The sequence below is a fragment of the Pantoea sp. nfd-35 genome, from assembly GCF_056892255.1.
Genome location: NZ_CP122403.1, coordinates 2,740,775 through 2,756,230 on the forward strand (window position 1 = coordinate 2,740,775; position 15,456 = coordinate 2,756,230).

The 15,456-nt window shown below is 54.7% G+C and carries 14 protein-coding genes; 8 read left to right on the top strand and 6 right to left on the bottom strand.

What is annotated here, in order from left to right; genetic code table 11:
* Positions 1-395 precede the first annotated feature (395 nt).
* Positions 396-1,646 (bottom strand): NADP-dependent isocitrate dehydrogenase, encoded by a 1,251-nt coding sequence (icd, locus tag P9J57_RS12740; protein WP_013025401.1) that lies wholly within the window; start codon positions 1,644-1,646, stop codon positions 396-398.
* 110 nt (positions 1,647-1,756) lie between these two features.
* Here icd and rluE point away from each other — a divergent pair, with 110 nt between their 5' ends.
* The 8 genes from rluE (at position 1,757) to P9J57_RS12780 (ending at position 9,606) form a co-directional block, all read left to right on the top strand.
* On the top strand, positions 1,757-2,416 hold the full coding sequence (gene rluE, locus P9J57_RS12745) for a 23S rRNA pseudouridine(2457) synthase RluE (RefSeq protein WP_022623601.1): 660 nt from the start codon (positions 1,757-1,759) through the stop codon (positions 2,414-2,416).
* 48 nt (positions 2,417-2,464) lie between these two features.
* Positions 2,465-2,938, top strand: a complete 474-nt coding sequence (locus P9J57_RS12750) for an NUDIX domain-containing protein (RefSeq protein ID WP_013025399.1) — start codon at positions 2,465-2,467, stop codon at positions 2,936-2,938.
* Between the two features lie 39 nt (positions 2,939-2,977).
* Positions 2,978-4,090: a tRNA 2-thiouridine(34) synthase MnmA gene (mnmA, locus tag P9J57_RS12755; RefSeq protein ID WP_014606115.1), complete on the top strand. Its 1,113-nt coding sequence runs from the start codon at positions 2,978-2,980 to the stop codon at positions 4,088-4,090.
* Between the two features lie 34 nt (positions 4,091-4,124).
* The gene (gene hflD / locus P9J57_RS12760) at positions 4,125-4,766 is read left to right on the top strand and encodes a high frequency lysogenization protein HflD (protein WP_015700544.1); all 642 of its coding nucleotides are present in this window, start codon (positions 4,125-4,127) and stop codon (positions 4,764-4,766) included.
* Positions 4,767-4,808: 42 nt separating this feature from the next.
* Complete coding sequence (gene purB, locus P9J57_RS12765; protein ID WP_014606117.1) at positions 4,809-6,179, top strand: adenylosuccinate lyase; 1,371 nt, start codon at positions 4,809-4,811, stop codon at positions 6,177-6,179.
* A 107-nt stretch (positions 6,180-6,286) separates the two neighbouring features.
* The gene (phoP, locus tag P9J57_RS12770) at positions 6,287-6,955 is read left to right on the top strand and encodes a two-component system response regulator PhoP (RefSeq protein WP_013025395.1); all 669 of its coding nucleotides are present in this window, start codon (positions 6,287-6,289) and stop codon (positions 6,953-6,955) included.
* Positions 6,956-6,957: 2 nt separating this feature from the next.
* Positions 6,958-8,424 carry a two-component system sensor histidine kinase PhoQ gene (gene phoQ, locus P9J57_RS12775; protein WP_033765901.1) on the top strand — a complete coding sequence of 489 codons (1,467 nt, stop codon included), beginning with the start codon at positions 6,958-6,960 and terminating at the stop codon, positions 8,422-8,424.
* A 57-nt stretch (positions 8,425-8,481) separates the two neighbouring features.
* The gene (locus tag P9J57_RS12780) at positions 8,482-9,606 is read left to right on the top strand and encodes a ribosomal protein uL16 3-hydroxylase (protein ID WP_013025393.1); all 1,125 of its coding nucleotides are present in this window, start codon (positions 8,482-8,484) and stop codon (positions 9,604-9,606) included.
* Between the two features lie 64 nt (positions 9,607-9,670).
* Here the strand turns inward: P9J57_RS12780 and pepT are convergent, their stop codons facing one another.
* From pepT to lolC, 5 genes are all read right to left on the bottom strand, one after another.
* Positions 9,671-10,900: a peptidase T gene (gene pepT, locus P9J57_RS12785; protein ID WP_013025392.1), complete on the bottom strand. Its 1,230-nt coding sequence runs from the start codon at positions 10,898-10,900 to the stop codon at positions 9,671-9,673.
* Between the two features lie 391 nt (positions 10,901-11,291).
* Positions 11,292-12,125, bottom strand: coding sequence for a Sir2 family NAD+-dependent deacetylase (gene cobB, locus P9J57_RS12790; RefSeq protein WP_014606118.1), 834 nt, complete (start codon positions 12,123-12,125; stop codon positions 11,292-11,294).
* A 122-nt stretch (positions 12,126-12,247) separates the two neighbouring features.
* A complete protein-coding gene (gene lolE, locus P9J57_RS12795; RefSeq protein ID WP_483279248.1) occupies positions 12,248-13,492 on the bottom strand; it encodes a lipoprotein-releasing ABC transporter permease subunit LolE in 1,245 nt (414 codons plus the stop codon).
* The gene (gene lolD / locus P9J57_RS12800; protein ID WP_014606120.1) at positions 13,492-14,196 is read right to left on the bottom strand and encodes a lipoprotein-releasing ABC transporter ATP-binding protein LolD; all 705 of its coding nucleotides are present in this window, start codon (positions 14,194-14,196) and stop codon (positions 13,492-13,494) included. The genes lolE and lolD overlap by 1 nt, the downstream gene beginning before the upstream one ends.
* The gene (gene lolC / locus P9J57_RS12805) at positions 14,189-15,388 is read right to left on the bottom strand and encodes a lipoprotein-releasing ABC transporter permease subunit LolC (protein WP_014593442.1); all 1,200 of its coding nucleotides are present in this window, start codon (positions 15,386-15,388) and stop codon (positions 14,189-14,191) included. Before lolC ends, lolD begins: the two co-directional genes overlap by 8 nt.
* Positions 15,389-15,456 lie beyond the last annotated feature (68 nt).

The window sequence follows — 15,456 nt, forward strand, 5'->3', positions numbered from 1 at the left end:
TACAGGGTTTGCCTGAGTCCTTTGTTCACTTTTTGCTCACCGCCACGTTACTGATGCAGCAAACTTCGGATGATATACAAAGAATATGTTGAAAACGTCAGAAATCATACCGACCTTTTTTGGCCAATTCAGAAAGCTCCGCATTTCGTGGGCAACGTTCACTTTTCGAAAAGTCTTACAAGGCTAATGGATTTAATACATAGAAATAAATCGATCACGCTTCACCTCCGTAGACGTCAAAATACCAAGATGATCGTGGAAAAGACTGAACGATTGTAGCCGCCTGAGCAGCATGTTTTACAATCAGTTTTGGGGAGGATTCGGGGAAAGGATTGGAGAAAAGAAAAGCCAGCATAAATTGAGATCTATGCTGGCTGGATCAGGCAAGGCTGGTGTTACATATTCGCGATAATCGCGTCACCAAACTCTGAACATTTCAGCAGTTTAGCGCCATCCATCAGACGTTCGAAGTCATAGGTCACGGTCTTGGCAGCGATTGCGCCTTCCATGCCTTTAACAATCAGGTCTGCGGCTTCGAACCATTCCATATGACGCAGCATCATTTCAGCTGACAGGATGACGGAACCTGGGTTCACTTTATCCTGACCCGCATACTTCGGTGCTGTACCGTGGGTTGCTTCGAACAGGGCACATTCGTCACCGATGTTTGCGCCTGGTGCGATACCAATTCCGCCAACCTGCGCCGCCAGGGCGTCGGAGATGTAGTCGCCGTTCAGGTTCATACAGGCAATAACGTCGTATTCAGCCGGACGCAGCAGGATTTGCTGCAGGAAGGCATCCGCGATCACGTCTTTCACAACGATCTCTTTGCCGGTGTTTGGATTTTTAAACTTCATCCATGGACCACCATCGATCAGCTCGCCGCCGAACTCTTCTTTCACTAACTGGTAACCCCAGTCTTTGAATGAGCCTTCGGTGAACTTCATGATGTTGCCTTTGTGAACCAGAGTCAGTGAATCACGATCGTTAGTGATGGTGTATTCCACTGCCGCACGCACCAGGCGCTTGGTCCCCTCTTCCGAACAAGGCTTAACGCCGATGCCGCAGTTCTGTGGGAAGCGAATTTTCTTCACGCCCATTTCTTCGCGCAGGAATTTGATCACCTTGTCGGCTTCTGCCGTGCCCGCTTTCCACTCGATACCGGCATAGATATCTTCTGAGTTTTCACGGAAGATCACCATATCGGTATCTTCAGGACGTTTAACCGGGCTTGGTGTGCCGGTGTAGTAACGAACCGGACGCAGACAAACGTACAGATCAAGTTCCTGACGCAGCGCAACGTTCAGAGAACGGATGCCGCCGCCGACTGGCGTGGTCAGTGGACCTTTGATCGCTACGCGGTATTCTTTGATTAAATCGAGGGTTTCTTGCGGCAGCCAGACATCCTGACCGTAGAGTTCAACCGATTTTTCGCCGGTATAAATCTCCATCCAGGAGATTTTACGCTCGCCGTTGTAGGCTTTTTTCACAGCGGCATCAACCACTTTCAGCATCACTGGTGAAACATCAACACCGATACCATCCCCTTCGATATAAGGGATAACCGGGTTGTTTGGCACAACCAGTTTGCCTTGATTCAGGGTGATTTTCTGACCTTCCGCCGGAACAACTACTTTGCTTTCCATTAACCTCTCCTTCGAGCGATTTTTTGTTAATGATTTGTAAGATGCGCGTCAATACTACTTGAATATTGACGCCACGCCAATCACCGCAATTTCGCGTTATAATGCGCTGAATGTTTCTGACTGCAAAGCTTATGCGAAAAACTAATCAGACTTCTCAACCAAATAAACGATTCAGCCGACAAACTCGCCCCGTGCAACGTAAAGCGGTAGCGCCGCCTGCCGTCAGGCGCGTGCTCCTGTTCAATAAACCCTTTGATGTGTTACCGCAGTTTACGGACGAAGCCGGCCGCCGGACGCTTAAAGATTTTATTGATGTGAGCGAGGTTTATGCCGCGGGTCGTCTTGACCGCGACAGTGAAGGACTGATGGTGCTGACCAACGATGGAGCCTTGCAGGCCGCGCTCACCCAGCCCGGCAAGCGTACCGGCAAGATTTATTATGTTCAGGTTGAAGGCGCGCCAGAAGAGCGCGATCTGCAGCCCCTACGGGATGGGGTTAATCTGAAAGACGGCCTTACTCTGCCAGCCGGTATCGAAAAAGTAGCAGAACCCGAATGGTTGTGGGCACGTCAGCCGCCCATTCGTGAGCGAAAAGCGATACCCACGCAGTGGCTGAAAATCACCCTGTATGAAGGACGCAACCGCCAGGTCAGACGCATGACCGCCCATATTGGCTTCCCGACATTGCGCCTGGTGCGCTATGCGATGGGTGACTTTGAGCTGGATAATCTGGCCCCCGGCGAATGGCGGGATATCAGCACCTTAGTCTGAATGCTGTTATCATTTCCATAACTTCAAGTTAACAATTCCGGAGGATCGATGTTTAAACCGCATGTCACCGTGGCGTGCCTGGTACAGGCACAGGGAAAACTTCTGGTCGTGGAAGAACAGGTGAACGGTGTGGCAACCTGGAACCAGCCCGCCGGTCATCTTGAAGCCGACGAAACACTTCATGAAGCCGCGCAGCGTGAACTGATTGAAGAGACAGGAATTGACGCCGCGGTGCAGTATTTTATTGGAATCAACCAGTGGATAGCCCCCGATAATACGCCTTTTGTGCGGTTTCTGTTTGGTCTGGATCTGGATGCGCCACTGCCCACCGCTCCGCAGGACAGCGACATTGATCGCTGCTGGTGGCTGCCGCCAGAGCAGATACTGACGGCATCTAACCTGCGTTCGCCGCTGGTGGCAGAAAGCGTACGTCGATGGCAACAGGGGGTTCGCTACCCGTTAGACCTGATTAGCCCGTTCAACTGGCCGTTTCATGCAGGTGCGCACCCGACTTCAGCGTGATAGAATGCGCCGCCTGTTTTATTGTTTTGCGAGCTTGTGATGTCTGATAACTGCCAGAAAAAAGTGATCGTCGGGATGTCCGGCGGCGTCGATTCTTCCGTTTCCGCCTGGTTACTGCAACAGCAGGGCTATCAGGTTGAAGGCCTGTTCATGAAGAACTGGGAGGAAGACGATGGCGAGGAGTATTGTACCGCCGCTGACGATCTGGCGGATGCGCAAGCCGTGTGCGACAAACTGGGTATTAAACTGCACAAAGTGAATTTTGCGGCGGAATACTGGGATAACGTCTTTGAGCACTTCCTTGAAGAGTACAAGGCCGGTCGCACACCGAATCCCGATATCCTGTGTAATAAAGAAATTAAGTTCAAAGCGTTTCTGGAGTTTGCCGCTGAAGATCTGGGCGCAGACTTTATCGCAACCGGTCACTACGTCCGTCGTCAGGACAGTGACGGCCGCAGCCATCTGCTGCGCGGACGGGATGGAAACAAAGACCAGAGCTACTTCCTTTATACGCTCAGCCATGAACAAATTGCCCAGAGCCTGTTTCCGGTCGGCGAGCTGGAAAAACCCGAAGTCCGCCGCATCGCTGAAGAGCTTGAATTAATCACGGCTAAGAAAAAAGATTCCACCGGCATTTGTTTCATCGGTGAACGCAAGTTCCGTGAATTCCTGGCGCGCTACCTGCCCGCTCAGCCCGGTGAAATCGAAACCGTTGATGGCCAGGTTGTCGGTGAGCATCAGGGGCTGATGTACCATACGCTGGGCCAGCGCAAAGGGCTGGGCATCGGCGGTATGAAAGAAAGCAAAGACGATCCCTGGTATGTGGTAGATAAAGACGTGGCGCGTAATCGTTTGATCGTGGCGCAGGGTGGCGATCACCCGCGTCTGATGTCGGTCGGCCTCATCGCCCAGCAACTGCACTGGGTCGATCGTCAGCCGCTCCGCGCCCCGCTGCGCTGTACGGTGAAAACCCGCTATCGCCAGACCGATATCCCGTGCGAAATCATTCCGCAAGGCGATGACAAAATTGAAGTCCGGTTCGACGAACCGGTTGCCGCGGTCACCCCGGGGCAGTCTGCGGTGTTCTACCTTGGCGATGTTTGCCTGGGTGGCGGCATCATTGAAGAGCGTTTGCCTTGGGTTGCCGCATAATACCGGCGCTAATAACGCGTAAACAGGAGTGACCGTGGCAAAAAACTATCAGGAAATCACCCTCGCGCTGGCGGGCATTTGCCAGGCTGCCCATCTTGTGCAGCAGTTAGCCAATCAGGGTCACTGTCAGCCTGAAGCGCTGACGGTATCCCTGCGCAGCGTGCTGGATCTCAACCCCACCTCCACGCTGGCGGTATTCGGCAACAATGAAGCCAACCTGCGCCTTGGGCTTGAAACCCTGATGGCGGTGCTGAACAGCAGCAACCGTAAAGGCGCCAGCGCAGAGCTGACCCGTTATACGCTGAGTCTGATGGTGCTGGAGCGCAAACTGAATGCCAATAAGCAGGCCATGAATACGCTGGCCCAGCGCATCAGCCAGCTCGATCGCCAACTGGCGCACTACGAACTGGAATCGGACACGATTCTGAGTGCCATGGCCGGTATTTATGTGGATGTCATCAGCCCGCTCGGGCCGCGCATTCAGGTTACCGGTTCCCCGGCTGTCCTGCAGAATTCCCTGTTACAAAGTAAAGTTCGCGCCACGTTGCTGGCCGGTATTCGTGCCGCCGTACTCTGGCAGCAGGTCGGCGGAGGCCGACTGCAGCTGATGTTTTCGCGCCAGCGCCTGCTGCGCGAAGCCAAAGCCCTTTTATCCCGCCTGCCACTGGCTTACTGAGTCAGTGGGGCAAACACCGTAAATGAATCAGGAGTTGCACTGATGGAATTATCCTCTCTGACCGCCGTCTCACCTGTCGATGGTCGTTACGGCGATAAAGTCAGCCCGCTGCGCGCAATCTTCAGCGAATTTGGTTTGCTGAAGTTCCGCGTTGAGGTTGAAGTTCGCTGGTTACAAAAACTGGCTGCGACCGCAGAGATCAAGGAAGTTCCTGCATTTGATGCTGACGCAAACGCTTTCCTTGATGGGATTGTCACCAGTTTCAATGAAACGGACGCCGCGCGCATCAAAACGATTGAGCGCACCACTAACCATGACGTGAAAGCGGTTGAGTATTTCCTGAAAGAAAAAGTGGCTGACGTGCCTGCGCTGCACGCGGTGTCTGAGTTTATTCACTTCGCCTGTACCTCTGAAGACATCAATAACCTGTCTCACGCGTTAATGCTGGAAACGGCGCGTCGCGATGTCATTCTGCCTTACTGGCAGCAGCTGATTGCCGCGGTAAAAGGACTGGCGCAGGAATACCGTGACATTCCTCTGCTGTCACGTACTCACGGTCAGCCCGCAACGCCGTCCACCATGGGTAAAGAGATGGCCAACGTGGCCTACCGCATGGAACGTCAGCTACGCCAGCTGTCGCAGATTGAAGTGCTGGGCAAAATCAACGGTGCCGTGGGCAACTATAACGCGCACATTGCCGCTTACCCGGAAGCCGACTGGCACCAGTTAAGCGAAGAATTTGTGACCTCGCTGGGCATTACCTGGAATCCCTACACCACCCAGATTGAGCCACACGACTATATTGCCGAGCTGTTCGACTGCATCGCCCGCTTTAATACCATCCTGATCGATTTCGATCGCGATATCTGGGGCTATGTGGCGCTCAACCACTTCAAACAAAAAACCATCGCGGGCGAAATCGGCTCTTCCACCATGCCGCATAAAGTAAACCCGATTGACTTCGAAAACTCAGAAGGCAATCTGGGCCTGGCAAACGCGGTGATGCAGCACCTGGCCAGCAAACTGCCGGTTTCCCGCTGGCAGCGCGATCTGACCGACTCTACCGTGCTGCGTAACCTTGGCGTGGGCGTGGGTTATGCGCTGATCGCTTATCAGGCTACCCTGAAAGGCATTTCCAAGCTGGAAGTGAACCGGGATCGTCTGCTTGACGAACTGGATCATAACTGGGAAGTGCTGGCAGAGCCGATCCAGACCGTTATGCGTCGCTACGGTATTGAAAAACCTTATGAGAAGTTGAAAGAACTGACCCGTGGCAAGCGCGTTGATGCGGCCGGTATGCAGGCCTTTATCGACAGCCTGGCGCTGCCGGAAGACGAAAAAGTTCGCTTAAAACAGATGACCCCGGCAAATTATATTGGTCGCGCGATTCAGATGGTTGATGACCTGAAATAAAATCCTGCCTGCAGACCGGTTGCCGCCGGTCTGCGTTAACCTGCTGTTTAGTTCATTTCGCTTATACTTGTTTAAATTCGTTTCGATCTGATGCTAAAGGAAATCCTATGCGTGTTCTGGTTGTGGAAGATAATGCCCTGCTGCGCCACCATCTTTCAGTACAACTGCGAGAAATGGGTCATCAGGTTGATGCTGCCGAAGATGCCAAAGAAGCCGATTATTTTCTCCAGGAACATCTGCCCGACATTGCGTTGGTCGATCTGGGATTACCGGACGAAGATGGCATGTCGTTAATTCGTCGCTGGCGTAATGACGCCGTGCGTCAGCCTATTTTGGTCCTGACCGCACGCGAAGGCTGGCAGGCGAAAGTCGAAGCCCTGGAAGCCGGTGCGGATGATTATGTGACGAAGCCTTTTCATATTGAGGAAGTCGCCGCACGCCTGCAGGCATTAATGCGCCGCAACAGCGGTCATGCGTCGCAGATTATTGCCATGGCCCCCTTTCAGGTGGATTTATCCCGTCGCGAACTCACGATTCACGACCAGCCCGTTAAGCTGACCGCATTTGAATACACGATTGTGGAAACCCTTATTCGCAACGCTGGCAAAGTGGTGAGTAAAGACTCCTTAATGCTGCAGCTTTATCCCGATGCAGAATTACGTGAAAGTCACACGATCGATGTTTTAATGGGACGTCTGCGTAAAAAGATTCTTGCGCTGCATTCTGACGAAGTCATCGCTACCGTTCGCGGCCAGGGCTACCGCTTTGATCTCTGATGATGTCCTGGTTTAAACGCTATCGCCCTATTTCGCTGCGGACGCGCTTCTTACTGGCTTCCGCCGCCATTGTATTAATTCTTTCCCTTTCTTATGGCATGGTTGCGGTCATTGGCTATGTGGTAAGTTTTGATAAAAATACCTATCGCGTGATGCGGGGAGAAAGTAATTTATTTTTCACCCTGGCACAGTGGAAAGATAATAAGCTCACCATCGCCCAGCCTGAGCGCACGATGCTCAATTTCCCAACGCTGGTATTTATTTATGATGAACACGGCAAACTGCTCTGGCAGCAGCGCGACGTGCCGGAAATTCGTGAAAAGATCCAACCTGAATGGCTGTTGAAGCCGGACTTCTATGAGATAGATACCAACAACAGCACCAGCCGGGCTGCGATGGGCGATAACCTTACCGCTCAGCAGCAGCTCCACGCCTGGGATAATGACGATGACGATCAGGACACCTTTACCCACTCGGTAGCGGTAAACCGCTATGACGCGACAACCAATCTGCCCGCGCTGACCATTGTCGTGGTCGATACGATTCCGCAGGAGCTTCAGCATTCCGATGTGGTCTGGTCATGGTTCAGCTATGTGCTGGCGGCCAACCTGATTTTAATCGTTCCCTTGCTCTGGCTGGCGGCCCACTGGAGCCTGCGTCCAATCGGGCATTTAACGCTTCAGGTGCGCGAGCTGGAAACCGGACAGCGTGAAAACCTGGATGACAATCCGCCGCAGGAGTTACGCTCGCTGGTGCGTAACCTTAATCTGCTGCTGACCAACGAACGTCAGCGGTATACCCGCTACCGCACCACGCTTGCTGACCTGACCCATAGCCTGAAAACGCCGCTGGCGGTGCTGCAAACTACCCTGCGCTCTCTGCGCGGCGGTAAAGAGCTGACGGTGGAACAGGCCGAACCGATTATGCTGGAGCAGATCAGCCGCATTTCGCAGCAGGTGGGATATTACCTGCACCGCGCCAGCATGCAGGCCGATCACAATCCGCTGCAGCGCGATCTGCATTCAGTGTCCGGTTTGCTGGACAGCTTGTGTTCAGCGCTGAATAAGGTTTATCAGCGCAAAGGCGTCGAAATCACGCTGGATATCTCACCGGAAACCACCTTCTTCGGCGATCAGAATGACTTTATGGAAGTGCTGGGTAACGTCCTGGATAACGCCTGCAAGTACTGTCTGGAATTTATTGAAGTCAGCGCCCATCAGACCGACCATGCCTTGCATCTTTATATTGATGATGACGGTCCGGGCATTCCTGAAAGCAAACGCGATATGATATTTGTGCGTGGGCAGCGCGCCGATACCTTACGTCCCGGTCAGGGGCTAGGGCTGGCGGTAGTTCGCGATATTCTCGAACAGTATGCCGGTAAGGTGATTGCCTCCAGTAGCCCGTTAGGCGGTGCGCGCATGGAAGTGGTGTTTGAGCGGCAGGAAATGGAACATCGCCGCGAGTAGTTCACGCCGCGGGCTGTTATACTTGCGGGTATTTACAGCCCTTAGCGGAATCTCTCTATGGATTATCAGCTCGATCTCAACTGGCCCGATTTTATTCAGCGTTACTGGCAAAAGCGCCCGGTGGTGCTGAAGCGTGGCTTCAAGAACTTTATCGATCCCATCTCGCCTGATGAACTGGCGGGATTAGCTATGGAAAATGAGGTCGACAGCCGTCTGGTCAGCCAGCAAAACGAAAAGTGGCAGGTCAGCCACGGTCCGTTTGAAAGTTATGATCACCTGGGTGAGAACAACTGGTCACTGCTGGTGCAGGCGGTGAACCACTGGCATGAACCTTCCGCCGCGCTGATGCGCCCTTTCCGCTTTCTGCCGGACTGGCGCTTAGATGACCTGATGATCTCCTTTTCCGTACCCGGCGGAGGCGTTGGCCCGCACTTTGACCAGTATGATGTGTTTATCATTCAGGGCACCGGCCGTCGTCGCTGGCGCGTCGGGGAAAAAGTACCGCTGAAACAGCATTGTCCTCATCCTGACCTGCTTCAGGTCGAACCTTTCGATGCCATCATTGATGAAGAGATGGAGCCGGGCGATATTCTGTATATTCCACCCGGATTTCCGCACGAAGGATACTCGCTGGAAAATGCTCTGAACTACTCTGTGGGCTTCCGCGCGCCCAGCGGGCGTGAGCTGATTAGCGGCTTTGCCGATTACGCGCTGGCGAATGAGCTGGGTAGCCTGCGTTACAGCGATCCGGACGTGCCCGCGCGTGACTGCCCGTCGCTGATCCTGCCGCAGGAGGTCGAAGGCTTGCGCAAGGTGATGCTGGATGTGGTGAATCAGCCAGCGCATTTTGAACAGTGGCTGGGTGAGTTTATTTCGCAGTCCCGACATGAACTCGATGTTGCGCCGCCGGAGCCGCCTTATCAGCCCGATGAAATCTACGATGCGCTGCAGCAGGGCGATGTGCTGTCGCGCCTTGGCGGCTTACGCGTCCTGACGCTGGGCAATGCCGTCTATATCAACGGCGAACGCGTTGAGTGCGCGCACCCGGCGGTCATGGCTGTGCTGGCGCACAATCACGAAATCGCGCTTGAGGATTTGGGTGATGCGCTGGACGATCCCGCGGTACTGGCGCAGATTGCCGGGCTGGTCAACGCCGGTTACTGGTACTTTAGCGCGGAATAACGCCTTGCCGTTGCCACGGTTTTAACGGCCGCGTTGCCCTGTCGGGCAACGCGGCCTTTTATATTCAGGCTTTTCTCTGCCCCGCCAGCGCCGCCAGACGGACGATAACCTCAACCGATTGCGCCATAATATTCAGCGACGCAAATTCATGTTTGCCGTGATAGTTATAGCCACCGGTAAACAGGTTTGGACAAGGTAGCCCTTTCCATGACAGCGACGAACCGTCCGTACCGCCGCGAATCGGTTTCACCACCGGCTCGATGCCGCAGTCGCGCATCGCCTGCAGGGCCAGGTCGATAATGTGCGGGAAAGGTTCGACTTTCTCACGCATGTTGCGATAGCTGTTGCTGATCTCCACGGTAACAGAGCAGTCCGGATGCAATCCCTTGTTGATCTCCTCCGCCACCTGCAGCAGCGTATTTTTCCGCTGTTCAAAGGCTGCCGTATCGAAATCACGGATGATGTAGTGCATCTCCGCATTTTCAACCGTGCCCTTCATCTGGTGAAGATGGAAGAAGCCTTCATAGCCGTCAGTGCACTCTGGTTTCTCTCCGGCAGGCAGCGCGGCGTTAAAGCGGGTGGCCAGTTCCAGCGCATTCACCATCACGTTTTTCGCGGAGCCGGGGTGAACGTTGTTACCCACCACCTTCACCAGCGCCGAAGCCGCATTGAAGTTTTCGTATTCGAATTCGCCCACATCGCTACCGTCAACGGTATAAGCCCAGTCTGCCGCAAAACCTTCAACATCGAAATGCGATGTGCCGCGGCCAATCTCTTCATCCGGAGTGAAGGCAACGCGAATCGCGCCGTGCGGAATATCGCCCTCTGCCAGCCGCGCCATCGCCGTCATGATTTCTGCTATACCGGCTTTGTCATCAGCACCCAGCAGAGTTTTTCCGTCGGTGGTGATCAGCGTGTGCCCCGTCAGCTTATGGAGCACCGGAAACATCACCGGTGACAGCACTTCATCCCCATTTCCCAGCGCAATATCTCCGCCCCGGTAGTTTTCGATGATCTGCGGATTGACATTTTTCGCAGTAAAATCCGGCGAGGTATCCATATGAGAAATAAAGCCAATAACCGGCGTTGGCCAGTCAACATTTGCCGGTAACGTGCCCATCACACAGCAGTGATCGCTGAGGCTGACATCAACAAAGCCCAACGCCAGCAGCTCTTCCTGCAGCTGGCGGGCCAGAATCCACTGCCCTTCACTGCTTGGCACCTGACGTGCCTGAGGTTTTGCCTGAGTTTCCACTGCCACATAACGCAAAAAGCGTTCGAGTAATTGCTTCATATGCCATCCTTAAAATTTGCCGCCCGTTATTATTAACAGACGAGCAAGCGGTCGCGTTGCGTCAAATCATTATCCTTCAGGTTAGTCCCTGTGCGGCAAATTAAGAATGGCGAATTGCATTAAAAAGCATGCAACCGCTGTTTTTTGCGGCGATTTTCGCACGCTTTTCACGGCCGTCGCCCGCAGCATTAAAGCTGGGCCTGTTTTTGAACGCTGTGCGGGTCTGCGTGGGGCCGCTGGCAGCCTGCGGACAGGCGACACACAATGGTTTCCGGGCGGAAAAAATGGGTGCGGCGATCGCGCTGAAACGAAGGAGGACGGAAGGACGCTGGAAACGTGTCTGGATGAACAGCGGGCGAGTAGCCCGCGATTCATCCGGTGGCACAAGGCGTTATTTGTGTAGCGCGTGCAGCAGCTTATGCACAAAAGCAGGCACCACCTCGCTGGCCAGTCCATAGTGGCTTTCGGCAAACTCGTTACCGACCTGGCTCGGTTCAAGGTTCAGCTCTACCGTATGCGCCCCCTGCAGTTTTGCCTCATGGACGAATCCGGCGGCCGGATAAACATGGCCCGAGGTGCCAATGGCGATAAACAGATTCGCCTGCTCCAGCGCCTGGTAGATCTCTTCCATGCCGAGCGGCATTTCGCCGAACCAGACGACGTGCGGACGCAGCACCGAGGGGAACTGACAGCAGGTACAGCGATCTTCTGGCGTGACATCTTCATGCCAGTCGATAACCTGGCCGCTGTTGGCGCAGCGCACTTTTAACAGCTCGCCGTGCATGTGCAGCACGCGGCTGTTGCCCGCGCGTTCATGCAAATTATCGATATTCTGCGTGACCAACAGAAAGTTATCGCCCAATACCTGTTCCAGCTCCGCCAGGGCAAGATGTGCCGCGTTGGGCTGGATCTCCGGCTGCTGTAGCTGCTGGCGACGGGCGTTATAAAAACGCTGAACCAGCGCCGGGTCACGTCTGAAACCTTCTGGCGTCGCGACATCTTCTACCCGGTGCTCTTCCCATAATCCGTCAGCGGCACGAAAGGTGTTAATTCCCGATTCTGCGGATATCCCCGCACCCGTTAAGACAACGATTCTCGGCAACGGGTGCGCCGCCAGTTCGGCCTGACGATCGCGTTCGAAAATACGCTGGCGAAAGCGCTGATGCACTTTTCTGCGCGTTTTCTTCAGGCGGGCAAGTCGTAAACGGCGACGAGGTGTACGCATAAAGTCTCCTGGTGCGGTAGCGAAAGGCAGCTACCGCGGTTCAATATAAAGCGGGCGATGAGGCCCGGTGGTCGGTTTAAGGTTTACATCATCCTGCTGTCAGGCGCGGGCGCCTGAGCTGATTACTGGCCGCTCAGCACGCGAGCCGGATCGATACGACTGGCGCGCCGCGCCGGATACCAACTTGCCAGCAGGCTTAGCACAATAGCGGTAATCAATACCGAAAACACGTCCAGCCAGTGTAATTCAGACGGCAGGAAGTCAATGAAATAGATATCGCCCGCTAATAAATGGTGACCGGTCAGGGATTCCAGCCCTTTCATCAGCGAAGTGAGGTTGAGCGCCACCAGCACCCCAACCACTACGCCGCTGACGCTGCCCAGTAAGCCCGCCAGCAGGCCATACCAGATAAAGATGGCGCGGATCAGCCCGTCTTTCGCCCCCAGCGTGCGCAGTACCGCAATATCACTGCTCTTGTCTTTCACGGCCATCACCAGCGTGGAAACGATGTTGAAACAGGCCACGCCAATAACCAGCACCATCGCCAGATACATGATGGCGCGGATCATTTGAATATCGCGGTACATATAGCCGTAGGTGCCGATCCAGCTTTTGATATAGACGTAAGCGTGCGTGACTTCTCCGGCCGCCCGCACCAGTTTGGCCGCCTGGAACGGATCGTTCATTTTCAGCGCGATACCGGTGACGTTGTCGCCCATATCCAGATATTGCTGCGCATCCGCAAGCGGCACCAGCGCCAGGCTGTGATCCAGCATGCCGCTCAACTGAAGAATGCCGCTCACCTGCAAACGAATGCGTTTAGGTTGCAGTAGTTTATTTTCGCCATCATTGTTAGGGATCATGATGGTGATCCAGTCGCCCTGCTTCACGTTCAGCGCCTGAGCAATGCCGCCACCGAGGATGATCTGACTTTTACCCGGCGCAAAGCTTGCCCAGGCGTTGTTTGTGACAAACTGCGGCAGCGCGCTTAAACGCGGTTCCTGCGCCGGATCCACGCCTTTAACCTGCAGCGCTTCCATCTTTGTGCCGCTTTCAATCAGTCCGGTAAAATTGATATAGGGAGCCGCAGCGGCGATACCCGATACCTGCTCAATCGGTGCAATCATGGACTGCCAGTGCTGAAACGGCGGATTAACCGCTTCAATCTCCCCGTGCGGCACCACGGCAAGAATGCGCTTGTTCAGCTCACGTTCAAATCCGTTCATTGCGCTGAGGCCAATGATTAATACCGCCACGCCCAGGGCGATACCGATCGTGGAAATAACGGAGATCAGCGAAACCATTCCCCCCCGACGGCGACCGCGGCTAAAACGCAGCCCCAACAGCAGCGATAACGACGATCCCATCAGACCGCTCCCGCAAGAACGATGCGATCGCTTAACTGGCCGTCACGCATCTCCATCTGCCGCGACATGCGCTTCGCCAGATGCAGGTCGTGTGTCACCACCAGAAACGCGGTGCCCTGACGCACATTCAGTTCACCCAACAGTTCGAAAATCGCGTCGGCGTTGCGCGCATCCAGGTTACCCGTTGGCTCATCGGCCATGACCAGGCGCGGGCGGTTAACCAGCGCACGGGCGATAGCCACACGTTGACGTTCACCGCCAGAGAGTTCCGAGGGACGATGCGCCGCACGGTGTTCCAGCCCGACCGCCGCCAGCATTTCGCGCGCGCGGGTCTGCGCTTCGCCTTTAGCCACTTTGCCGATCAGTAACGGCATGGCGACATTTTCCAGCGCGGTGAAATCAGGCAGCAGATGGTGAAACTGATAGATAAAGCCGAGCTCACGATTACGTAACTCCGCTTTAGCAGAGGATGACATCCCGTTTAGCGAACGGCCGTCAAACACCACTTCTCCCGAGGTGGGCGCATCCAGCCCGCCCAGCAGGTGCAACAGGGTACTTTTACCTGAACCCGAACTGCCAACAATCGCCATCAGTTCACCAGGTTGCACATCAAAGGTCACATTGCGCAGTACGTCGGTCTGGACGCTGCCTTCCTGATAGCGTTTGCACAGGTCACGGCACTGCAACAAAGGAGAGTTACTCATAGCGTAAAGCCTCAGCGGGTTGTACGGCGGCAGCGCGCCATGAAGGGTAAAGCGTGGAAAGCAGAGCAATAATCATTGCGCTGAAGGCGATAGTCACCACCTGCCACATATTAATATCGACGGGCAGCGCCGCGCCATCCAGGAACAGGCCGATAACCGGCATCAGGTTGTTAAGCTGGCTGGCTAACAGCACGCCCAGCAGTGCACCGAGCAGCGTGCCGATGATGCCGGCACTGGCGCCCTGTACCATAAAGACGGCGACAATCTGACGGCGGGTTAATCCCTGGGTTTGCAGAATAGCCACTTCGCCCTGCTTCTCCATGATCAACAGGCCCAGCGAGGTGATGATATTAAAGGCAGCGACGGCAATAATCAGGCTCAGCAGCAGCCCCATCATGTTCTTTTCCATGCGCACGGCCTGGAACAGATCCCCTTTACGCTCGCGCCAGTCCTTCCATACCATTCCCGCCGGTAAGCGTTGCTGAGTGACGGTATCTACCTGCAGCGGTTTATCCAGCCACAGACGCCAGCCGGTGATATTCCCTGCCGGATAGCGCATTATCCGTGAGGCATCCTGTTGATTGACCAGGATCTGGTAGCCGTCCACCTCGCTGTTAGCCGCATAGGTTCCGGCGACGGTAAACAGACGCTGGCTCGGTACGCGGCCCATCGGGGTGAACTGGCTCACCGACGGCACCATTAATCGCAGCGTATCTCCGCGTTTGACGCCGAGTTGCGAGGCCAGTTGTTCACCCAGGATAACGTTGTACTGTCCCGGCTGCAGCACAGTCTGCTGGGTGTTAACGAGGTAGGGCGTAAGCGGGTCTTTTTCATCCGGCTGAATGCCTAACATCACCCCAACCGAAACGCTGTGTGGGCTTTGCAGCACGACGTTCGCGGTGGTTAACGGCGCAATGCGGTTAACGCCGTTCAGCTTAAGAGCGGATGCCGGGAATTGTTGAGGATTGATGCTGCCTTTGTCGCTGGTGACCAGCGCCTGCGGCATCAGGCCCAGGATGTTGCCCTCAAGCTCTCGCTCGAAACCATTCATCACAGACAGCACAGTAATCATTGCCAGCACGCCAAGCGTGATACCAATGGTGGAGAGCCAGGAGACAAAGCGACCGAAACGGTCTGCGGCTCTTCCGCGCATGTAGCGCAGACCGATAAATAGCGCGACAGGTTGATACATGGAATCCAATGTGCAGTTGCTGGAAAATAAGTAGAGAGGATGATAAAGGAGCGGCCCACTTTATGAAA